Here is a 21,616-nt window from a genome sequence, read left to right as displayed (position 1 = left end):
TACAAATATGATTTTTAAATAAAGTTTTTAATTTTACTACAACAATAGTGTCAAAACTAGTAAGTAAGTGGGCAAGAAAAATTCGACGTATATGAATTATTACCCCAACCCTATTTCCAAACTAAAAAGTATTTTGTGTCGATTCCACTGTGTTCATGAACTTTTCAATCGCCCGCAAATACGAGTTATCTTGGGATGATGGTGCTGGAAGTCACCAAGCGTTCAAATTTTCATTATAATCAGTAATTTGTAACTTCACCTGCTGATAGGGAAGATTGAAGTCAGGGGAACTGGACAACGTTAAGATTTGGTGAATAGGACGAAATATCAGGTAATGTTGCCGAAACAACAGGAATAGGCAAGTTGAAATGTAGGCGATCGCCAATAAACCTGTAGCGATCAGAAGTAGCTTACGATGAAAAAAGGGTGCTGTATACTTTTGGCGATCGCCTGTCTTAGTGCTGATAGGCATGAACATTTAAACGCATCATAATTCTTTCTGGTTCTGTTAAATTTTTAAAGCCATAGCGGCGGTAAAGCCCATGAGCATCCTTTGTGCCTAGCAGCCACCTTTGCACATCTTGCAGTTCTGGATATTCCAAAATAAACTCAACAAACCATTTTCCTAAACCCTGTCCGCGATAAGGCTCTAATATGAAAACATCTTTTAATAAAGCAGAAGTTGCATAGTCAGTAATGACTCTGGCAAAACCAACTTGTTTATTACTTTCATACAGCCCAAAACATAAAGAATTTTGAACTGCCTTTTCTACAATCGCTAATGGTATATTTTCAGCCCAATAGGAATCTTTTAAGAAACCATGAATCATTCTTATATCTAATTTTGTTTTATCAGTGCTGATATAAAACTTATGCTGTAACTCTTCTTTCATATTGTTGTAGCATTTTTATATCACGATTGATGAGAAATAATTCTAATTTAGAATAAAATGAACAGTTTCAATCTTGAGGAAATAATAATTTACAGACACTTTAAATATATTACGCTTCATTACTACAACGCTTGAACCTTTCAATCAGCTTGTTTAGAAGCGTCATTTCTCGCTTTGGCCATGTTCGCCCCCATTGCTCTTCAAAATTGTCACAAAATTCCATCTGACGTAATGCACGCCAGAAAGGTAACACTATTAATTTGTATGAGTCATTTATTCTAAATACAACTTCACCTTGAGATTGAATCTTCCGACTATCAGGAAATCTCACAACTTCTAAAGTTATCTCATCATTATTTCTAGATAAATTAAATTCATATTCTATCGGTTCAGTATTCCATCTCACAATTGTTTGACTAGAACCATTTATTAATACTATAAGTGCATCTACAAGTTCAAAAAATGAATTGTAATGTATTGAAGAAGCTATAAATAATAACTGCTGTTCACTAGTTTTTATCTCTACAGGTATAGAACCTTTTTCTGGCTTACCAAAACAAACTTTAAATCTTTGACGCAGAAACTGAGAAAAGGAATGAAATGGAAGTTATTAGAATAGAGAGTCAAGATGAGTTGCACTCATTTAAAAAGACAATAATTAACTTCAATGAAAATTTGAATAAAAGCGATCGCACTAGAGTGTAATCACTTTTTATACATTTATCAAAATCCTATAAACAACTGATAAAACTACTGAACCAGTAGCTCAACCGCAGAGGATATATTCAAAATCAAGCCCACCCGCTAAGTAGGTGGACAAACGTAAAATGCATATGTCAAGAAAGTAGATAGGATAAGCCTTTCCCCTTCTGCCTACCTACTTCTATCCGCTCCGCGTCTACTGCCCTCTGCCTCCTGCCTTCTACTTACTGCTTATGAATAACTCTGCACCTACATCTTGGAATGAAGTTCGGGCTGCATTTCAAAAAATCTGGGGTTACGAAGATTTTCGTCCACCACAGGGAGAAATTATCCGCAGTTTGTTGGCGAAAAAAGACGCACTAATTATTATGCCAACGGGTGGGGGCAAATCAATTTGCTTTCAACTTCCAGCCTTGTTACAAACAGGGCTAACTTTGGTAGTTTCACCCTTGGTGGCATTGATGGAAAACCAAGTGCAAGAACTACGCGATCGCAATTTAAGTGCAGAGTTATTACACAGCGAATTGTCTTCTTTCCAACGACGACAAATTCTCAAGGCTTTGGAACAACAAAAGCTGAGATTACTTTACTTATCACCCGAAACTTTACTCAGCAAGCCCGTGTGGGAAAGATTATCTCAGCCCCAACTTGTAATTAATGGTTTAATTCTGGATGAAGCACATTGCTTAGTGCAGTGGGGAGAGACATTTCGACCAGCTTATCGAAGAATTGGGGCAGTGCGACCAGCATTGCTAAAATTAAAACCACCAGGAACAAAAATAGCACTGGCTGCTTTTACCGCCACCGCAGATTCTCTAGCCCAAAAAATCATCCAAGAAACTTTACAATTACACCAACCTACAATTTTCCGTTTAAATCCTTATCGCTCAAATCTTAGCCCCACAGTCCAAATTGTGTGGACACCACGAGGCAGAAAGCAAAAATTATTAAAATTTATCCAACAAAGACAGCAGACAACGGGATTAGTGTACGTCCGCAGCAGACGAGATAGTGAGGACTTAGCTATATGGCTGCAAGCAATGGGTTATGCTACAGCTAGTTATCATGCGGGACTGAGTGCAGAAGAACGCCGTGCCGTAGAAAGTGATTGGTTAGGAGGAAAAATACCTTTTGTAGTTTGTACCTCTGCCTTCGGTATGGGAATAAACAAACCAGATTGCCGTTGGGTTATTCACCTTCACGCACCTTTATTACTATCAGAATACGTGCAAGAAATAGGACGCGCCGGGCGGGATGGTAAACCAGCCCAAGCATTAACGCTAATAAGTGAACCGACAGGGTGGTTAGATTCAACAGATAAGCAAAGACAGAAATTTTTTGAAGAAAAAGTGCGATCGCAACAACTACAAGCACGACGATTTATCAACAAACTACCAAAAACAGGGGAAGTGGATGCAGTAGCCCGACAATTTCCCGATGGTGCTATTACTCTTTCTCTCTTACACAGTTGCGGTCAGCTAGAGTGGATTGACCCTTTCCATTACACAATTGTTAGTAGTCCGAAAAGTAACTCAGTTACACAACTCCAAACAGCTACACAGATGAATAAATACCTCAATAGCAAACAGTGCCGCTGGCAATTTTTATTATCTGCTTTTGGATTTGAAAAAGAAGCAGCTAATTGGCGTTGTGGGCATTGCGATAATTGTCAATAGTCCTTAGTCATTAGTCCTTGGTCATTAGTCATTAGCTAAAGACTAATGACTATATTCACGTCTAAATTCAATTTTATGGTAATAACGACCACCGATAAACACAGATGCACACCGATGATTTATCTGTGTTTATCTGTGTCCATCTGTGGTCGATTTCTAAAACTGCCTTAAAAAGCGCAAATCGCTGGCATAAACGCGCCGAATATCATCTAACTGATGCAGCACCATCGCAAAGCGCTCCACACCAAAACCGGCGGCAAAGCCTGTATAAATTTCCGGATCGTAACCCACCGCTTTCAACACATTTGGATCGACCATACCACAACCCATAACTTCCAGCCAGCGCCCGTTCCACTGCAAATCAACCTCAGCAGATGGTTCGGTAAACGGAAAATAACTAGCACGGAAGCGAATGGGCAACTCGCCAAACATTGCCTGTAAAAATACCTTAATAGTACCTTTGAGGTCTGTAAAAGTCAGTCCCTCATCAATTGCTAAAAGTTCGATTTGATGAAAAACTGCTGCGTGAGTGGCGTCTACGTTATCTCTCCGATAGACTCTGCCAGGGGCAACAATGCGGATCGGTGGTTCTTCGTTTTCCATATACCGAATTTGCACCGACGAGGTATGAGTCCGCAGCAAATTGCCATCTGGTAGGTAGAAAGTATCCTGCATATCGCGAGCAGGGTGATCGGGTGGAGTATTTAGAGCCTCAAAATTGTAGTAATCTGTTTCCATTTCCGGACCAGAAGCCACCGTATAGCCCATACCGACAAAAATATCCAACGCTCGGTCGATCATGCCATTAATGGGATGAACTCTACCTTGGGGATAGTAAATTCCCGGCATTGTCACATCTAGAGTTTCAGCTTCTAGCTGTGCCTGAATTTTCGCCGCTTCTAAGGCTGTACGTTGCCGATCGAGGCTTGTTTGTAAGGCTTCTTTTACTGTATTAGCAACAGCCCCTATTTTCGGTCGTTCTTCTGCTGGAAGTTTGCCCATTCCGCCTAAAAGTACTGACAGGCTACCTTTTTTGCCAAGATACTTGACTCTCAGTTCTTCTAAGCTTTCTAAAGTGTCGGCAGCTGCGATCGCCTTTTCTCCTTCCTCTCGCAGTGCTAAAAGTTGAGTCTCTAAGTTGCTTGTCATTACTCAATAGTTAATAGTCAATAGTCATTGGTCATTGGTCATCGGTCATTGGTCATTGGTCATTAACTTGGGACTAATGACAAAGGACAAATGACAAAAGACTAATCAAATTAATTAATAAGTCAATTGTGCATCGAAGGCAATGGTTGAAACCCAAGGCACTACTATCAGTTTAGAGGTGATTGAGCAGATAAGCATATTTTTATTCCATGCTTGTGACACATAACATTGACAATTGACTCATGGCTGTTGACTAATGACTTAATGATAATTAAGTATTTATATTTACGAATGAAACATGAAATTGCTAATTAGTAACGATGATGGTATTTACGCTCCAGGTATTCGGACACTCGCTAACTCCTTAGCCGAAGCAGGTCATGAAGTTAGTGTAGTTTGTCCCGATCGAGAACGTTCTGCCACAGGTCATGGATTAACCCTACATCAACCAATTCGTGCCGAAATAGTCGAGTCAATTTTTCATCCCACCATCAAAGCTTGGGCTTGTGACGGCACTCCCTCTGACTGTGTAAAATTGGCATTGTGGGCTTTACTAGACTCTCCCCCGGATTTAGTTCTTTCTGGGATTAATCAAGGAGCCAACCTGGGAACAGAAATTCTCTATTCTGGTACTGTTTCTGCAGCAATGGAAGGCTTAATTGAAGGCATTCCCAGTGTGGCACTGAGTTTGGCTAGTTTTTCGTACAAAGATTTTCAACCCGCCGCTAAATTTGCCAATATTTTAGTAGAGCAAATAGCGAAAAAACCTCTTCCTGATTTGATGTTGCTTAACATTAATATTCCTGCCGTCAAGTGGGAAGAAATTGTAGGAGTTGCTATCACCCGTCAAGGGGTGCGACGCTACGTAGACGTTTTCGACAAGCGAATTGATCCACGTGGTAAAACTTATTACTGGTTAACCGGAGAAGTTTTAGAAGATGTGGAACCACCAACAGGTTTAAATTTACCTCAAAATTTGCCTATGGATGTACATATCATCCGCAAAAACTACATTAGTATAACTCCACTGCAATATAATCTCACCTACGTAACAGGATTACATGATTTGTCTCAATGGAACTTTACCCTACCGTAAGATCCAACAGAATAATTACTGTAGTGACATAGTTAAATGCATTACAACTAAATATAAGCTATAACGTAGAAACCCGCTGACAATTAACCCTTGTAGAAAACCAAAAAACTTCAAATCAAGTTCTTTGGATGCCTCACTTCAGTTAAGTAAAATCGGCTAGACAAAGGTATGCTGTGTTACCAAAGCTATGGTCATCTACCAATAATGGTGAGACAGCATAAACTTAGCAGTTAAGTAACATATTTTATTGCTCGTCCGCTCAACTTTTGCAAGCCAACACCCATGTCTAGGATAGAAAATCAATTTAAAGTGCATTTTTGGGGCGTTCGCGGCAGTATTCCCTGCCCAGGGCCTAGCACCGTCCGTTACGGAGGTAATACCTCTTGCGTCGAGATGCAAGTAGACGGCAAACATTTAATTTTTGATGGTGGTACCGGTCTGCATGTTTTGGGGCAATCTTTGTTACCCAAAATGCCGATAGAAGCTCATATATTTTTCACCCACTCCCATTGGGATCATATGCAGGGTTTTCCCTTTTTTACACCAGGGTTTGTGAAGGGAAACACTTTTCATATCTATGGCGCGATCGCTCCCGATGGTTCCACAGTAGAACAGCGTCTCAATGACCAGATGCTGCATCCAAATTTTCCAGTACCCTTACAAATCATGCAGGCAAATTTGGATTTTTGTAACGTCATACCAGGCCAATCCATACAAATCGATGACATCACAGTTGAGACAGCACCTTTAAACCATCCGGGTGAAGCCGTGGGATATCGAGTCAACTGGCGTGGCGGCACTGCCGTTTACGTTACCGATACCGAACATTTCCCCGACAGGTTAGATGAAAATGTTCTGCGCCTAGCTCGTGATGCCGACATCTTAATCTACGATTCCACCTACACTGACGAGGAATATCATTCACCAACTAGACCAAAAATCGGTTGGGGGCATTCCACATGGCAAGAAGCTATCAAGGTAGCCAAAGCCGCTAATGTTAAGACATTAGTAATTTTTCATCACGATCCAGCCCATGATGATGATTTTTTGGATCGTGTTGGAGAAGAAGCACGTCAAATCTTTCCTCGTGCAATCATGGCACGCGAAGGAATGGAGCTTCAGGTTCCTATTTCGGTGAGCTTATCAGAATCTTTTCCTGTTAGTAAGTTTTCTGCATAGATTTTACTTTCGGAGCAATTACAAATTTTAGATTAGATTGGTGATCAGAGGCTGATCCTACGCTCAGATGACTTTTAAACGTCTGGTGGAAGTTAGCTATTGGCTTTGCAAAGTTAGTTATCAAGCAAAAGCTGATAGTACAATCAACCTTGAAGTGGTCTTTTGAGGCTAGACACAAGACTCGCCAGGGCAACTTCCCGTAGGGTTGGCCGAAAGCCGAACAAACCTCAAATCCCAGAATCGACGTGCTAAATCTGTCTCAAAATGGGTGTTCTGTGTGGGTTACTTCTTCAACCGAATTAGCTCTGGTGCCAACTGCTGTGGCACTTGGGAAATTTGACGGTGTACATCGCGGTCATCGACAGGTTATTCAACCAATTTTGGAAGACATAGGAAAACGAGAAAGTGCGGACACAAAAACATTTTCACCCTCCGTGCCATCCAAAGACCGCATCTACTCGACAGTCGTCACCTTTAATCCTCATCCGCAAGAGTTTTTTACCGGTCAACCCCGTACTTTGCTGACGCCGCTAGATGAAAAAGTCCAACAATTGCGATCGCTTGGGGTAGAACAACTGGTACTATTGCCTTTCGATAAAGAGCTATGTGCTTTGACTCCCGAAGAATTTGTAGAAAAAATTCTCATCGAGCAATTGCAAGCAGTACAAATTAGTGTTGGGCAAGATTTTCGTTTTGGTTCTAAACGCACTGGTACTGCTCAAGATTTACAGGTAATAGCTGCCAGATACGGCATTCCAGTTACCATAGTTCCCTTAGAAAGTTGTTCGGAGGAAGTTTTTCCTGAAGCTCCCATCAGCAGTTCACTGATTCGTGAAACTCTCAGTAGCGGTGATATTCAACACGCAAACAAACTACTGGGGCGTCCGTACTCTCTCATCGGTACAGTAGTTAAAGGCCAACAACTTGGCAGAACTATTGGCTTTCCCACCGCCAACTTGCAATTGCCCAAAGATAAATTTTTACCCCTCCAAGGTGTTTACGCTGTACGTGTTTTTATCACTGATGAGACTCTAGAACTGAGTGGAAATGGCTATTTAGGTGTAATGAATATAGGTAATCGCCCTACAGTAAATGGTACTCAATTATCAGTAGAAGTACATCTTTTCGATTGGTGTGGTGAGTTATATGGTAAGAAGTTGACTGTACAGCTAGAAAAATTTTTACGACCAGAACAAAGATTTCCCAATCTGGAAGCCTTAAAAACACAAATTCAATTAGACTGTAATGCCGCCAAAGCTTTTTTTGGTTGCTAAGTGTTAATTTCATCTTGGTAAGGGAACACTAGGGACTAGGGATTAGGGATTAGGGATTAGGGATTAGGGACTAGGAATAAAGAAATCTTAAGACCCAATATTCAGTACCAAATCACCAATACCCAATCCCCAATCCCCAGTACCCTATCCCTAATTACTGCATGAGAGACAAAATTGACGCTCTAACTAAAAATTTGGCTCATACCATCGTTGGTAAATCTGAGGCAATACGCTTAGTATTAGTCGCCTTACTAGCCGGAGGTCATTCTTTATTGGAAGATGTGCCTGGAGTAGGTAAAACTCTCCTAGCAAAAACCCTTGCTCGCTCCATAGATGGAAAGTTTCAAAGACTACAATGCACCCCCGATCTATTACCTACTGATATTACTGGCACTAACATCTGGAATCCTAAAAGCGGCGAGTTTCACTTTCTCCCCGGCCCCGTATTTGCTAATGTGCTACTAGCTGACGAAATCAACCGCGCTACGCCTCGTACCCAGTCAGCTTTGCTAGAAGTGATGGAAGAGCACCAGGTAACAGTCGATGGCGTCTCTCGTCCAGTTCCCACACCATTTTTTGTTATTGCCACCCAAAATCCAATCGAATACCAAGGTACATTTCCCCTACCAGAAGCCCAAATGGATCGATTTATGCTGTCTTTGAGCTTGGGCTATCCTTCTGAGGAGGAAGAATTACAAATGCTGCAAAATCTTGATGGTAGTGTTAAACGAGGAGATTTACAGCCTTGCATTACTTTGAGTGAAGTTCAAGAACTACAGCAAATATGCTCTCGCGTCAAAGTAGACATTTCCCTACAACAATATATGCTCGACTTGGTGCGGGCAACACGATGTGATGAGGAAATTACCCTTGGAGTCAGTCCACGCGGCTCTGTAGCCTTACATCGGGCTACCCAGGCGCTAGCTTTTATTTTGGGACGCGATTACGCTATTCCTGATGACGTAAAATTTCTTGCTCCTTACGTTCTGTGCCATCGCCTTATTCCAGCAGGTGGACGCAGGGCAAAAACAGTGATGGAAAGGTTGTTGCGAGCAGTACCAATTCCTTAATTCAGACTTGAAGCTTGCCGCCCGCCTAAGCGTTGGTCTTGCGCGGCAGGTAGGATATTAACTTACGATCGCCCGATCGCCCACAAAGAAGCGGTGTGTTTTCGCCTAATTGAATTAGCCGAAAACGCGGCTGCAAGCAATACGCGTGAGCTGGCTGCAAATTTACTTTTGCTAATTGATGGTGCATTCGCTCGACGGCGGTTGTTTGGTCGAGTTGCGGAGGTATCTTTAGAAAAAGTAGCAGCTACGCTAATTGATGCGTATTGGTCTGCATGAATCTGAATAACGCATCCTCTTAATTCTCTGTTATGAGTGCAAATAGATTCGATTTTGAAGCGCTGTTTGATGAAGATTATCTTTACTTCTACGAACCACTGTTGACACCAGAACGAACAGAGCGGCACGTTAATTTAATCTGGCGTCTGCTGAATTTAGAAGCAGGAATGACTGTATTAGATTTGGCTTGTGGACACGGACGAATTAGCAATCAAATGGCTAAACTTGGCTGTAATGTGACTGGGCTTGATGCTACAGCTTTATTTTTGGACAAAGCCCGTAAAGATGCAGCTAATAGCGGTATGGAAGTTGAGTACATCCAAGGTGATATCCGTTCTCTGCCGTGGAGCGATCGCTTTGACTGTATCATCAATTGGTTTACCGCTTTTGGCTACTTCAATGACGATGAAAATCGCTTGGTGCTAGCTCAAGCCTATCGCGCCTTAAAAGTCGGTGGCAAATTGTTAATTGATATTCAAAACTTGTACCGCATCATCAAAGACTTTCATTCTAACTTTGTTACTGAACGCGAAGGCAATTTCATGATTGATACTAACCGCTACGATATCTCCACTGGTCGCACATACAACGAACGAATTATCATTCGTGATGGGCAGATACGTCGCTTCAATTTCTTTGTTCGCCATTTTACCTTTATAGAACTCAGCGACTGGTTATGCCAAGCTGGTTTCCGTCAGGTTGAGGGTTACGGACATGATGGCGAGCCATTTACACTGGATAGCCGCAGAATGATTGTAGTGGCAACAAAGTGAAGTGATAAGGTAAATAGGTCATGAGAAAAACAATCATAAATTAATTAATCTCCAATTCAAAATCCAAATTCTAAAATCCAAAATCAAACAGGTGTGAGGCATATCCAATTATGATTAAGCATTGCAACCGCCGCCAAATCAAGGGCAAGTCTATCGGTTTACTTTTGGTAGTCTTTACTTGGAGTCTGGCGATGGGATGGCTAATATCCTTTGCGACAAATGTCCAAGGTTCTACTCCCGTCTCTGAAATTGGTACTGTGGACGTAGTACCTGCTCAGTATCAATTAGGGCAAGAACTTTACTTAGAAAACTGTTCTACTTGCCATATCCCCTTACCACCTGCAGTCTTGCCCACCCAAACTTGGAAAAATCTTTTGCAGGATTCAGAACATTATGGCGCACAGCTCAAGCCATTAGTCGATCCGCCGCGCATTTTGGTTTGGAGATATCTGTCAACTTTTTCGCGCCCAGTGCAAAAAGATGAACAACCGCCCTACCGCGTCAATAACTCTCGTTATTTCAAAGCTTTGCATCCCCAAGTTAAGCTACCACGTCCTGTAGAGATAAATAGCTGTGTGACTTGTCATCCTGGTGCTGCAGACTACAACTTCCGTCGCCTCAGTTCTGAATGGGAAAAATCATAAACATTGGTCATTAGTCATTTGTCATTATTAAAAGGGAATAGGGTTGGGGGAATGGGGAAATGTTTATTACTCTCCCTTTCTCCTTGTCTCCTTGTCCCCCTATCCCCTCCTATCCCCTGTCCCCTGTCTCCTATCCCCTAAAGGTGGGCGATCGCTACTTGAGCTTGGTCGGGCTTCACTGCCCCATCTGGGGGCGAAATGATACTATTAATAAAGTTTCAAATATAAGATCGTAGTTTAAAGCCATTATTTAAGTAACCTAGATTGGCTGATTTAGTTGCTGTTTTTGAGGAAATTCTCATTGGCAACCTATTACTTGAGTGTTAAAGCTCAATTGGATTAAACACTTATAAATATCAATCCAAATCGAAAATTCCCATCCTCCTTAAGTTTGTTCAATAACCTGCCATGCTAAAAACTTTGTTGGGCGATCCCAACGCTCGTAAGCTTAAAAAATACCAACCTTACATTACTGAAATTAACCTCCTAGAGGAAGACATTAAAGCCCTTTCTGATGAAGATCTCAAAGGCAAAACAGCAGAGTTTAAACAGCGTCTTGCCAAAGGCGAAACTCTGGATGACATTCTACCAGAAGCCTTTGCTGTGGTCAGGGAAGCCGGGCGACGAGTCTTGGGATTGCGGCACTTTGATGTCCAGCTCTTGGGCGGTGCCATCTTGCACACAGGGCAAATAGCAGAAATGAAAACTGGTGAGGGCAAAACTTTAGTTGCTACCTTACCGAGTTATTTAAATGCTCTTACTGGTAAAGGTGTACACGTTGTTACTGTTAATGATTACCTGGCTCGCCGAGACGCGGAATGGATGGGACAGGTACATCGTTTCTTGGGTTTAAGTGTAGGGCTAATTCAAGCCACCATGACTCCCCAAGAGCGCAAAAAAAATTATGATTGCGACATTACCTACGTCACCAACAGCGAGGTAGGCTTTGACTACCTGCGCGATAATATGGCAACATCGATGGCAGACGTAGTGCAGCGCCCGTTCAACTATTGTGTGATTGACGAGGTAGACTCGATTTTAATTGACGAGGCGCGGACTCCGTTGATTATTTCCGGGCAAGTGGAACGCCCGACAGAGAAATACACCGAAGCTGCCCGGATTGCCAATGCACTTAAAAAAGACGAGCATTACGAGGTGGATGAAAAAGCTCGTAACGTACTGTTGACAGACGAAGGCTTTGCTGAAGCAGAAAGGCTTTTGGAAGTAAAAGATTTATTTGATCCGGAAGATCCGTGGGCACATTTCGTCTTCAATGCCATTAAAGCTAAAGAACTCTTTCTCAAGGACGTAAATTACATCGTTCGTAACGGAGAAGTAGTAATTGTAGACGAATTTACCGGGCGGGTGCTTCCTGGCAGACGTTGGAGCGACGGGCTACACCAGGCGATTGAAGCCAAAGAAAGAGTAGAAATTCAGCCGGAAACTCAAACTCTAGCTACAATTACCTATCAAAATCTGTTTTTGCTGTATCCGAAATTAGCTGGTATGACCGGAACCGCAAAGACAGAAGAAGCAGAGTTTGAAAAAATTTACAAATTAGAAGTAACGGTTATCCCCACGAACAGACCGAGAAGACGCCAAGATTTATCTGATATGGTGTTTAAAACCGAGACAGGTAAGTGGCGGGCGATCGCTCAAGAATGTGCCGAAATGCACAACCTTGGCAGACCTGTATTGGTGGGAACCACGAGCGTAGAAAAATCAGAATATCTCAGCCAGTTGTTGAAGCAGATGAGCATTCCCCACGAACTACTCAATGCTCGACCAGAGAACGTGGAGCGAGAAGCGGAGATTGTGGCTCAAGCAGGACGCAAAGGGGCTGTGACGATTGCCACAAACATGGCTGGTAGAGGTACGGATATTATCTTGGGTGGAAACTCAGAATATATGGCTCGTCTGAAGCTGCGGGAATATCTCATGCCTCGGATTGTTAAGCCAGAAGATGAAGATGTATTTGCCATTCATAGGGCTGGTGGTTTACCTCCTGCTGCAACTGGTGGACAAGGTTTTGCTCCTGGCAGAAAAGTCAAAACATGGAAGGCGTCGCCCCAGGTTTTCCCGACTCAACTTTCTAAAGAGACAGAACAGTTGCTTAGACAAGCTGTGGAATCTGCGGTGCGAGAGTATGGCGAGCGCAGTCTAACAGAGTTAGAAGCAGAAGACAAAGTCGCTATAGCTGCAGAAAAAGCTCCCACCGACGATCCTATAGTTCAACAAATGCGACAAGCGTACAACCGCGTCAAGCAAGAATACGAGGTATTCACCAGTCGCGAACATCAAGAAGTAGTCGATTTGGGAGGCTTACACGTAATTGGTACAGAACGCCACGAGTCGCGACGGATTGACAACCAGTTGCGGGGGCGTGCCGGAAGACAAGGCGATCCTGGTTCAACCAGATTTTTCCTCAGCTTAGAGGATAACTTGATGCGGATTTTTGGAGGCGATCGCGTAGCGCGGTTAATGGATGCCTTCAACGTCGAAGAAGATATGCCGATTGAATCGGGGATGCTGACTCGTAGTTTGGAAGGCGCACAGAAAAAAGTAGAAACCTACTACTACGACATCCGCAAACAAGTATTTGAGTATGACGAGGTAATGAACAACCAGCGTAAAGCCATTTACGCTGAACGCCGCCGGGTGTTGGAAGGGCAAGACCTCAAAGAACAAGTAATTGAGTACGCTGAAAGAACGATGGATGACATCGTTAATTACTATATCAACCCCGATTTACCCTCAGAAGAGTGGGAATTGGACAAGTTGGTGGAAAAAGTCAAAGAATTTGTCTATTTGCTGGCAGACTTACAGCCGACTCAATTAGAAGATATGTCAATGAGCGAGATTAAAGCTTTTCTGCACGAACAGGTGCGAATCGCCTACGACATGAAGGAAGCTCAAATTGATCAAATTCAACCCGGATTGATGCGTCAAGCCGAAAGATTCTTTATCTTGCAGCGAATTGATACCTTGTGGCGAGAACACCTACAGCAAATGGACGCTCTGCGCGAGTCTGTCGGATTGCGGGGTTATGGTCAAAAAGATCCGTTGATTGAGTACAAAACCGAGGGCTATGAACTCTTCTTGGATATGATGGTTAATATCCGCAGAGATGTGGTTTACTCGCTGTTTATGTTTCAACCCCAACCACAACCAGTAGTGCAAACATCCTCAGAGATGGTTTGAAGTTAGGCAAGTAGTTTAAGAGTTAGTCTGCAAATTAAATAATGAAGCGGGTAAAGGTTTGAGATAAACTTTTGCCCGTTTTTTAATATTTGGATTCTTACCCTTCAATTTTCAATATTAATTATAACTTTGCTACCAAATAATTTATAAAACCTAATCTAATGACACACACATCATTAATATAACAATTTGATATTTGGTTATTTAAAGATTTTCGGGGGGTATGCTGCATATGCCCTTTATGGAATTTTGCCTAGTTCAATCTTAAAGTGAACGAGAAATTTCTCGTCGCTCAAAACTATGAGAGGTTGTAGCTCCCTGGCTTCTTTGGAGAAGTAGGGGATCTGAACACTTGCGGCTTATCTAAATCAATGTGGTGGAGTACTAGCAAGCCACTCCAAAGGATTTGGGTTATACTTATGCCAATTCAGCGCAACTAGAGTTGATATTTAACTCAGCCTGTGTTATATTACTCAAGTTGAAAGTTTGCGGGCATAGTTTAGTGGTAAAACCATAGCCTTCCAAGCTATTGATGCGAGTTCGATTCTCGCTGCCCGCTTAAGAAGTAAATCCAACTGTTTGCTATTTATCGCTTCTCAAGTTTAATTAGGATCTTTACTGTAGTACATAAGTATCACTTAAATACGATCGCCTAGCTATACCCTCGAAACTGGCTTTTTTAGGCGAGAGAACCTTGAACGTCATTGATGTTTGTGCGATCGCAGTTTAATCTGTACCGCTACATCTTAGAAAAGCTGGCTACATAAACATAGCTTTTGGAGGAATGACACGCTTGTTAAGCGATCGCCTGATTCGCTTCCTAGCGCTCACACATCAGTTAATGTTTATTTTTTAACATCAATAAAACTAGCAATATTGAATTTATATAATGAGCAATAAATATAGTAATCAAATATTTGTGTTGTATGACTTTTAGTCAATCTCACTCCTATCTTTCTCCCGAAGATTATCTAGAGGCTGAAAAATTTAGCCCAATTAAACATGAATACATTCAAGGAAAAATTTATGCGATGTCAGGGGCAAGCGATGCCCACGTCACAATTGCAACTAATCTCATCGCCCTCCTCAGAAATCATGTGCGTGGAACAGGCTGTCGTCTCTATGCCACAGATATGAAAGCCCGCATCGAATCACTGAATATTTTCTACTACCCTGATGTCATGATTACTTGCGATCAACGAGATACAAATTTTGAATATTTCAAACGCTATCCTTGTTTAATTATTGAAGTTCTATCTCCATCTACAGAAGCTTTTGACCGAGGTGATAAATTTAGTGACTATCAAGAATTAGAAACGTTGCAAGAATATATCCTCATCAGTCAAACCCGCAAGCGAGTTGATTGTTTTCGTCGCAATTGTGAGGGTAGATGGGTGCTTTATAGCTATCGAGGAAATCAAGAATTACAGTTCACCAGCGTAAACTTTTCTTGTTCCCTTGCTGATATTTATGAAGACGTATCTTTTCCTGAAAATGTTAATCCTACTTCTATTTAATTAAAGCGATCGCCTCATTTTCATTTCTCTAGAGTTGGCAAAATTTCGCCTTCAGTCTAAGCTATTTGAGTGATGCGCTGATTCACACGGGGCTTACCAAATCGCTCCCAAGCGTTTCCACCGCGCAGAAATAGTTCCATCCACCGTATTTGTTCTCCTCCTGAGGCTGATTGCCAACCAGAGCTACCAGGAGCAAAAGCTAAAGTTCCTTCGGGCACCTTGAAACTGCCATCGGAATACACTGCATCGCTGACTACATCTCCAATCCGAATCACAACTTTGGTTTCAGGTTCCAAGTTCATCGTATGTGCCGGAATTGTGGTTTTGATATTTCCGTAACCATCGATCCAAGCAATCCGATCGAGGGGAATATCTGGAATTTGCTCAGGATCGAGACTATCTCCCAGAAGGGTAAAATCTTCATTTACGATCGCAGCCGCAGCCGGAGGAAATACATCCCGCGAGCGAAACTGGGAGCCACCGCGAGAAACGTTGACAACTTTTAACAGCTTCGTATGGTGTTTGATAAAGGAAAGGGTATAGCCCGCATTCACACCAACCACTTTGACATTATTGGATAACAAAGCATAGGTTAGTCCTTCACCTTCATTGTCTCGACGAGATTGCGGATCGTCTTGGCGAGGTGCGCAGTTGTGATAAATTAAGCGATCGCTATAACCAGGATTTAAGCCTAGTTGAGCAATCCAGAAACCCGTTGCCAGGGTACTAAATGGAGGAACCGAAAGTGAATGAACCTGAGCATGGGGAAAAGCCATCAACAGACGTTGCACGACTTCAGTAAATGCTGGATCTCCTGTACCGTAGTCTGCAATAACACAGATATACATTCTGCCCCTCCAAATCAGGGTAGTGATGGGAATCTTACTTTGTCAAAAATCTGCTTCATCAGCAGTCTAAGTGCGATCGCGATCATACGCAATAGGTTAAGAGAAAAGTCTGAAATTAAGGCAAAATCTAATGATAAGATTAGACAAATAAAATATTACTTTTAGTTTTAAATAACTAATGTTTCGCTTTAAAAATTGACATTTTACAAATCTAGTGCATTTGGTTAACCATAAGAGTAAGATTACTCACACCAAAAGATTGTTGGAGGCAGCAGCGTATGGTTGTACTTACTGCTAGATCTGAAAATACCAAACCGCAAGGTCGCCTGACCATGCAAACAGTCGAAATCGGATCGGAAACATTGTGTATTCGCTCTCTTGACTGGGATCGCGATCGCTTTGATATAGAATTTGGATTGCAGAATGGTACAACCTATAACTCGTTTTTTGTTCAAGGTGACAAAACTGCTCTGATCGACACTTCTCACCGCAAGTTTCAGGAGTTGTATTTAGATGCGTTGACAGGGTTAATTGACCTTTCAACATTGGATTATTTAATTATTAGTCATACCGAACCAGATCACAGTGGTTTAGTAAAGGAGGTGTTGCAGTTAGCCCCTCAAGTGACGGTAGTTGGGGCAAAGGTTGCCATCCAATTCCTCCAAAATATGGTGCATCAGCCATTCCAATCTCTGATTGTCAAGAATGGCGATCGCCTGAATTTAGGCAATGGACATGAGTTAGAATTTGTCTCTGCTCCGAATCTGCACTGGCCTGATACAATTTTTACCTACGATGCCAAAACCCGCATTCTTTTTACTTGCGATGCGTTTGGAATGCACTATTGCAATGACTACACTTTTGATGAAGATTCAGAGCTAATTGAAGCAGATTTTAAATATTACTACGACTGCTTGATGGCTCCAAATGCTCGTTCTGTTTTGTCTGCAATCAAGCGGATAGATAAATTAGATGTAGGCATAATTGCCACGGGACACGGGCCACTTCTACAACATCATCTGTCAGAATGGGTAAATCGTTATCAACAGTGGAGCCAAGAACAAACAAAGGCAGATACTTTAGTTGCTCTTTTCTACTCTGAAGATTACGGTTATAGCGACCAATTGGCAAGGGCGATCGCTCATGGCATCCAAAGAAATGGAGTGGCGGTAGAACTGGTAGATTTAAGTGATGCTGAACCCCATGAAGTACGAGAGTTGGTAAATCAAGCAGCAGGTTTAGTTATTGGGATGCCATCCCAAGCTAATCAAAATGCCCATGCGGCTTTAAGTACTATTCTTGCAGCCGCACATAACAAGCAAGCGATCGGACTGTTTGAAACTGGCGGTGGAGAAGATGAGCCAATTTATCCCCTGCGGAACAAGTTTCAAGAAATTGGGCTAACTGAAGCTTTTCCTCCCATTTTGATTAAAGAACCACCAACGCAAGTAATCGAACAGATTTGTGATGAGGCGGGCACAGATATCGGACAATGGTTAACTCGCGATCGCACAATCAAACAAATTAAAGCTTTAGATAATGATTTAGAACGAGCGCTAGGACGTCTTAGCAGTGGACTTTATATTATGACTGCTCGCAAAGGAGACGTAAAGAGTGCCATGTTAGCTTCTTGGGTAATGCAAGCAAGTATGAATCCTTTGGGGGTAGCGGTTGCAGTCGCCAAAGATCGGGCAATTGAATCATTACTACACGTAGGCGATCGCTTTGTTCTTAACGTTTTAGAGGAAGATAACTACCAAAGTTTAATGAAACACTTCCTCAAGCGTTTCTCTCCTGGTGCAGATCGGTTTGCAGGCATCAAAACCTATTCTGCTAGTAATGGCTGTCCGATTCTGGCAGATGCACTGGCATATATGGAATGTGAAGTCACAATGCGCATGGAGTGCAGCGATCACTGGATTATTTATAGTAGCGTTCAAACTGGAAGAGTCGCCAAAATAGATGGCTTGACTGCCGTTCACCATCGCAAGGTTGGAAATCATTATTAGGAAAGGCAGAAGGCAGAAGGAAATTCATACGATTCTCCCTCACTCCCACTCTCACACTCTTCATTCACATCATTAGGGTTTTGAAATAATGCTATTACTCAAAGACGTGCCAGTTAAGCCCGTGAAGCGGGAAAGCTGGTTAAATCTGGGACGAATTGTGCAAGCACTGGAATTGATTCAAGATTTGATTGTAATTTCGCTGTGCATCGGGTTATTTAGCTTCATGGTGCTACAAATTCAAACCATGTTCCTCTCTCTCATCCCCCCGATTCAATTCCATACTGTCATGGCAGATATCCTGTCATTGCTGATTTTGGTAGAGTTATTTCGCTTACTGATCATCTATCTACAAGAGCAACGAGTCTCGATTGGAGTTGCTGTTGAAGTTTCAATCGTTTCTGTGTTGCGGGAAATGATTGTGCGTGGTGTACTCGAAACGACTTTTGTCCAAGTTTTAGCCGCCTGTGCTTTTTTAATGGTTTTAGGTGTGTTAATGGTTCTCAGAGTTTGGCTACCTCCAACCTTTGAAGGTATCGATCCTGAACAACAAGTTTCAAAGCGGTACAAAAAGCGTTTTACCCAAGAAATGGCTGAAATGAATCATCATTCTGATTATTGATTGTGAATTGCTAATTGTTCATTGCTATTAGCCGTTAGCCCTTAGCCCCCAACCACCAACAAATTTTATGTCTCTACAAGCTGTAACACCAACCACTCGCCCTCGTGACGTTCAAGTTGCTGAAATTAGTACTAATACTCTAGTTTTGCGATCGCGAACTTGGGAACGCCTCAAGTTTGAGGTTGAATACGCTCGCCAAAAAGGAACAACAGCCAATTCCTACCTCATCCAAGGCGATCGCACTGCTTTAATCGATCCTCCTGGCGAATCTTTTACCCAGATTTTCTTACACGAACTACAAAAACATCTGGATTTGACGCAATTAGATTACATTCTTCTCAATCACGTCAATCCCAATCGAATGGCAACCCTCAAAGTTCTCCTCCAACAAGCACCCCAAGCCAAAATCATCTGTTCTAAACCTGGTGCTAATGCTTTGAAAGCGACTTTCCCCAACTGGGAATCGAAAATTCAAATTGTCCGTTCTGAAGACACTCTCGACTTGGGAGGAGGACATCAATTGCAATTTGTGACTGTACCAACTCCTCGTTGGGCAGATGGATTATGTACTTACGATCCTGCCACCTGTATTCTCTATACTGATAAGTTTTTCGGGGTTCATGTCTGTAGCGATGTCTTATTTGATGAAAACTGGAAAGAACTGGATGAGGATCGGCGCTACTATTTTGACTGTCTCCACGCCACCCAGTCAAGACAAGTTGAAGTAGCCCTAGAGAAATTAGCACCCTTAAAAACTAAATTCTACGCCCCAGGTCATGGCCCGATCATCCGCTACAGTCTCAGTCGCTTTACTTATGATTACCGCAAGTGGTGCCAAGAACAAAAAACCCAACAATTGCGAGTTGCCTTGCTTTATGCCTCTGCTTACGGCAATACAGCAACATTAGCAGTTGCGATCGCTCAAGGTTTAATTCAAAGTGGAATTGCCGTCGAATCTATCAACTGCGAACAGGCAGAACCCACTGAAATTATTCGTGCGATTGAGGCTTGTGATGGTTTTATTATTGGTTCTCCTACTTTAGGTGGCCATGCACCTACCCAAATTCAAACTGCCTTAGGCATTATTTTATCTACAGCAGCGAAAATGAAGCTAGCGGGAGTTTTTGGTTCCTATGGTTGGAGTGGCGAGGCTGTCGATTTAATTGAAAGTAAACTGCTAGATGCCAATTACCGTTTGGGGTTTGAAAGTATCCGTGTTCGCTTCAGCCCTACTGAATTTACCCTACAACAATGCCAGGATGCAGGAGCAGAATTTGCCCAAGTTTTGAAAAAGAATAAAAAACTTCGCGCTCCTCGGCAAGCTTTAACAGAAGCACATATTGATCGCACAGAACAAGCTGTCGGGCGGATTGTTGGTTCTCTGTGCATTTTAACTACTCAACAGGACAACAGCCATAGTGGAATCTTAACATCTTGGGTTTCCCAAGCTACTTTTACTCCCCCCGGTTTGATGATTGCCATTGCCCAAGAGCAAAATGCCGATGCCCTCATTCATCCAGGCGATCGATTTGTTCTGAACATCCTCAAAGAAGGGCGCAATCTCAGGCGGCACTTTTCTGCTCGCAATACGTCCCAAGAGAACCCCTTCACTCAGCTAGCAACTCAAACTGCTAACAATGGTTGCTTAATTCTTAGCGATGCCCTTGCCTATCTAGAATGTACTGTCCAAAATTTGATGGAATGTGGCGATCGCTGGTTAATTTATGCAACTGTAGATAAAGGAGAAGTGCTAGAATCTACGGGCATAACAGCCATCGGGCACCGCAAATCAGGTAGCCATGATTATTAAATTCAAAAAGCTAGTCCTGACTTGTCGCCAAAGAACCAGCTTCACACATTTTAGGTATTAGGTAGCCCTTGCGGAACTGCATTCACTAAAAGGGTACAGGGTACTGGTGAGTCCAGCGCGCCCTTGGAGGTTTCCTCCGTTGTAGCGACTGGCGTAGACACCCGGTAGACAGGCGTAGCCTGGCTTCTCGTAGAGTACCCGAAGGGGGATTGGGTACTGGGATTCTTTAATTCCTAATACCTAGTCACTAGTCACTAGTTACTAGTCCCTATTTATTCCTTCTGCCTTCTACCTTCTACTTATATCCTTAATTTTGTCAAATAAACTACATTCTTTAACCGAATTTACCACTAACGTACTCTTTAGTAGCTTCCTGCTGAGGATTTTGGAAAATCGCCTCCGTGCGGTCAAATTCAACCAAATAACCAGTTCGACTACCTTTTTCTGAAGTCTGGACATTGAAAAAGGCTGTCATATCTGACACCCGCGAAGCTTGTTGCATATTATGAGTCACAATCACCACAGTGTATCGCTGCTTGAGTTCGTGAATCAATTCTTCAACTTGCAACGTTGAAATCGGATCGAGAGCCGAACAAGGCTCATCCATTAAAATCACATCCGGTTGCACAGCGATCGCACGAGCAATACACAAACGCTGCTGCTGTCCACCAGATAAAGACAAACCACTTTGCTTGAGTTTATCTTTGACCTCATCCCACAAAGCAGCCTGCTTGAGCGAGCGCTCCACCAATTCATCCATATCACCCTTGTAACCGTTAATTCTCGGCCCAAAAGCAACATTCTCATAAATTGATTTCGGAAATGGGTTCGGTCTTTGAAACACCATACCAATCTTACGCCGCACTTCTACCGGGTCGAT

19 protein-coding genes and 1 tRNA gene are annotated in these 21,616 nt (G+C 42.5%); 14 read left to right on the top strand and 6 right to left on the bottom strand.

Going from position 1 to position 21,616, the window contains the following annotated elements:
• Positions 1-211: 211 nt before the first annotated feature.
• The 3 genes from UYC_RS0112865 to UYC_RS0112855 all read right to left on the bottom strand — a co-directional run bounded on the left by UYC_RS0112865 (position 212) and on the right by UYC_RS0112855 (position 1,299).
• Positions 212-472 carry a hypothetical protein gene (locus tag UYC_RS0112865; RefSeq protein ID WP_016876242.1) on the bottom strand — a complete coding sequence of 87 codons (261 nt, stop codon included), beginning with the start codon at positions 470-472 and terminating at the stop codon, positions 212-214.
• Positions 456-893 carry a GNAT family N-acetyltransferase gene (locus tag UYC_RS0112860; RefSeq protein ID WP_016876241.1) on the bottom strand — a complete coding sequence of 146 codons (438 nt, stop codon included), beginning with the start codon at positions 891-893 and terminating at the stop codon, positions 456-458. Before UYC_RS0112860 ends, UYC_RS0112865 begins: the two co-directional genes overlap by 17 nt.
• 109 nt (positions 894-1,002) lie before the next feature.
• A complete protein-coding gene (locus tag UYC_RS0112855) occupies positions 1,003-1,299 on the bottom strand; it encodes a hypothetical protein (protein WP_016876240.1) in 297 nt (98 codons plus the stop codon).
• Positions 1,300-1,828: 529 nt separating this feature from the next.
• On the opposite strand from UYC_RS0112855, the gene UYC_RS0112850 reads away from it, so the two are divergent.
• On the top strand, positions 1,829-3,271 hold the full coding sequence (locus UYC_RS0112850) for a RecQ family ATP-dependent DNA helicase (protein ID WP_016876239.1): 1,443 nt from the start codon (positions 1,829-1,831) through the stop codon (positions 3,269-3,271).
• A 156-nt stretch (positions 3,272-3,427) separates the two neighbouring features.
• Here UYC_RS0112850 and pheS read toward each other — a convergent pair whose 3' ends face one another.
• On the bottom strand, positions 3,428-4,420 hold the full coding sequence (gene pheS / locus UYC_RS0112845) for a phenylalanine--tRNA ligase subunit alpha (protein WP_016876238.1): 993 nt from the start codon (positions 4,418-4,420) through the stop codon (positions 3,428-3,430).
• A gap of 298 nt (positions 4,421-4,718) precedes the next feature.
• Here pheS and surE point away from each other — a divergent pair, with 298 nt between their 5' ends.
• From surE to UYC_RS0112795, 10 genes are all read left to right on the top strand, one after another.
• Entirely contained in the window at positions 4,719-5,516 is a 798-nt protein-coding gene (gene surE, locus UYC_RS0112840; protein ID WP_016876237.1) for a 5'/3'-nucleotidase SurE, read from the top strand.
• A gap of 282 nt (positions 5,517-5,798) precedes the next feature.
• Positions 5,799-6,695, top strand: a complete 897-nt coding sequence (locus UYC_RS0112835; protein WP_016876236.1) for an MBL fold metallo-hydrolase — start codon at positions 5,799-5,801, stop codon at positions 6,693-6,695.
• A gap of 245 nt (positions 6,696-6,940) precedes the next feature.
• Positions 6,941-7,969, top strand: coding sequence for a bifunctional riboflavin kinase/FAD synthetase (locus UYC_RS0112830; protein WP_026087571.1), 1,029 nt, complete (start codon positions 6,941-6,943; stop codon positions 7,967-7,969).
• A gap of 161 nt (positions 7,970-8,130) precedes the next feature.
• Positions 8,131-9,039, top strand: a complete 909-nt coding sequence (locus tag UYC_RS0112825; protein ID WP_016876233.1) for an AAA family ATPase — start codon at positions 8,131-8,133, stop codon at positions 9,037-9,039.
• 93 nt (positions 9,040-9,132) lie between these two features.
• Positions 9,133-9,315 (top strand): hypothetical protein, encoded by a 183-nt coding sequence (locus tag UYC_RS0112820; protein WP_016876232.1) that lies wholly within the window; start codon positions 9,133-9,135, stop codon positions 9,313-9,315.
• 32 nt (positions 9,316-9,347) lie between these two features.
• The gene (locus UYC_RS0112815) at positions 9,348-10,088 is read left to right on the top strand and encodes a class I SAM-dependent methyltransferase (RefSeq protein WP_016876231.1); all 741 of its coding nucleotides are present in this window, start codon (positions 9,348-9,350) and stop codon (positions 10,086-10,088) included.
• Between the two features lie 110 nt (positions 10,089-10,198).
• Positions 10,199-10,732 (top strand): cytochrome c, encoded by a 534-nt coding sequence (locus tag UYC_RS0112810; RefSeq protein WP_016876230.1) that lies wholly within the window; start codon positions 10,199-10,201, stop codon positions 10,730-10,732.
• A gap of 408 nt (positions 10,733-11,140) precedes the next feature.
• Positions 11,141-13,933, top strand: a complete 2,793-nt coding sequence (secA, locus tag UYC_RS0112805) for a preprotein translocase subunit SecA (RefSeq protein ID WP_016876229.1) — start codon at positions 11,141-11,143, stop codon at positions 13,931-13,933.
• Between the two features lie 488 nt (positions 13,934-14,421).
• Positions 14,422-14,492 (top strand) — tRNA-Gly (locus tag UYC_RS0112800).
• A 367-nt stretch (positions 14,493-14,859) separates the two neighbouring features.
• Positions 14,860-15,450: a Uma2 family endonuclease gene (locus tag UYC_RS0112795; RefSeq protein WP_016876228.1), complete on the top strand. Its 591-nt coding sequence runs from the start codon at positions 14,860-14,862 to the stop codon at positions 15,448-15,450.
• A 56-nt stretch (positions 15,451-15,506) separates the two neighbouring features.
• Here the strand turns inward: UYC_RS0112795 and UYC_RS0112790 are convergent, their stop codons facing one another.
• Positions 15,507-16,298 (bottom strand): SAM hydrolase/SAM-dependent halogenase family protein, encoded by a 792-nt coding sequence (locus tag UYC_RS0112790; protein WP_016876227.1) that lies wholly within the window; start codon positions 16,296-16,298, stop codon positions 15,507-15,509.
• Between the two features lie 278 nt (positions 16,299-16,576).
• Here UYC_RS0112790 and UYC_RS0112785 point away from each other — a divergent pair, with 278 nt between their 5' ends.
• From UYC_RS0112785 to UYC_RS0112775, 3 genes are all read left to right on the top strand, one after another.
• Positions 16,577-18,307 (top strand): diflavin flavoprotein, encoded by a 1,731-nt coding sequence (locus UYC_RS0112785; RefSeq protein WP_016876226.1) that lies wholly within the window; start codon positions 16,577-16,579, stop codon positions 18,305-18,307.
• A gap of 88 nt (positions 18,308-18,395) precedes the next feature.
• On the top strand, positions 18,396-18,926 hold the full coding sequence (locus UYC_RS0112780) for a phosphate-starvation-inducible PsiE family protein (RefSeq protein ID WP_016876225.1): 531 nt from the start codon (positions 18,396-18,398) through the stop codon (positions 18,924-18,926).
• 67 nt (positions 18,927-18,993) lie between these two features.
• On the top strand, positions 18,994-20,736 hold the full coding sequence (locus tag UYC_RS0112775) for a diflavin flavoprotein (RefSeq protein WP_016876224.1): 1,743 nt from the start codon (positions 18,994-18,996) through the stop codon (positions 20,734-20,736).
• Positions 20,737-21,070: 334 nt separating this feature from the next.
• On the opposite strand, the gene UYC_RS0112770 is transcribed toward UYC_RS0112775, so the two are convergent.
• On the bottom strand, positions 21,071-21,616 hold a 546-nt coding region (locus UYC_RS0112770; protein WP_016879530.1), incomplete at its 5' end, for a phosphate ABC transporter ATP-binding protein.

The organism is Chlorogloeopsis fritschii PCC 6912, from assembly GCF_000317285.1.
In the GTDB taxonomy this organism is placed as follows: Bacteria; Cyanobacteriota; Cyanobacteriia; order Cyanobacteriales; family Nostocaceae; genus Chlorogloeopsis; species Chlorogloeopsis fritschii.
This window is presented reverse-complemented; position numbering and strand designations above follow the sequence as displayed.

Coding starts and splice junctions, on each gene's coding strand:
- UYC_RS0112865 (WP_016876242.1), bottom strand. CDS start 472: ATGCCTATCAGCACTAAGACAGGCGATCGCCAAAAGTATACAGCACCC.
- UYC_RS0112860 (WP_016876241.1), bottom strand. CDS start 893: ATGAAAGAAGAGTTACAGCATAAGTTTTATATCAGCACTGATAAAACA.
- UYC_RS0112850 (WP_016876239.1), top strand. CDS start 1,829: ATGAATAACTCTGCACCTACATCTTGGAATGAAGTTCGGGCTGCATTT.
- pheS (WP_016876238.1), bottom strand. CDS start 4,420: ATGACAAGCAACTTAGAGACTCAACTTTTAGCACTGCGAGAGGAAGGA.
- surE (WP_016876237.1), top strand. CDS start 4,719: ATGAAATTGCTAATTAGTAACGATGATGGTATTTACGCTCCAGGTATT.
- UYC_RS0112835 (WP_016876236.1), top strand. CDS start 5,799: ATGTCTAGGATAGAAAATCAATTTAAAGTGCATTTTTGGGGCGTTCGC.
- UYC_RS0112825 (WP_016876233.1), top strand. CDS start 8,131: ATGAGAGACAAAATTGACGCTCTAACTAAAAATTTGGCTCATACCATC.
- UYC_RS0112815 (WP_016876231.1), top strand. CDS start 9,348: ATGAGTGCAAATAGATTCGATTTTGAAGCGCTGTTTGATGAAGATTAT.
- UYC_RS0112810 (WP_016876230.1), top strand. CDS start 10,199: ATGATTAAGCATTGCAACCGCCGCCAAATCAAGGGCAAGTCTATCGGT.
- secA (WP_016876229.1), top strand. CDS start 11,141: ATGCTAAAAACTTTGTTGGGCGATCCCAACGCTCGTAAGCTTAAAAAA.
- UYC_RS0112795 (WP_016876228.1), top strand. CDS start 14,860: ATGACTTTTAGTCAATCTCACTCCTATCTTTCTCCCGAAGATTATCTA.
- UYC_RS0112790 (WP_016876227.1), bottom strand. CDS start 16,298: ATGTATATCTGTGTTATTGCAGACTACGGTACAGGAGATCCAGCATTT.
- UYC_RS0112785 (WP_016876226.1), top strand. CDS start 16,577: ATGGTTGTACTTACTGCTAGATCTGAAAATACCAAACCGCAAGGTCGC.
- UYC_RS0112780 (WP_016876225.1), top strand. CDS start 18,396: ATGCTATTACTCAAAGACGTGCCAGTTAAGCCCGTGAAGCGGGAAAGC.
- UYC_RS0112775 (WP_016876224.1), top strand. CDS start 18,994: ATGTCTCTACAAGCTGTAACACCAACCACTCGCCCTCGTGACGTTCAA.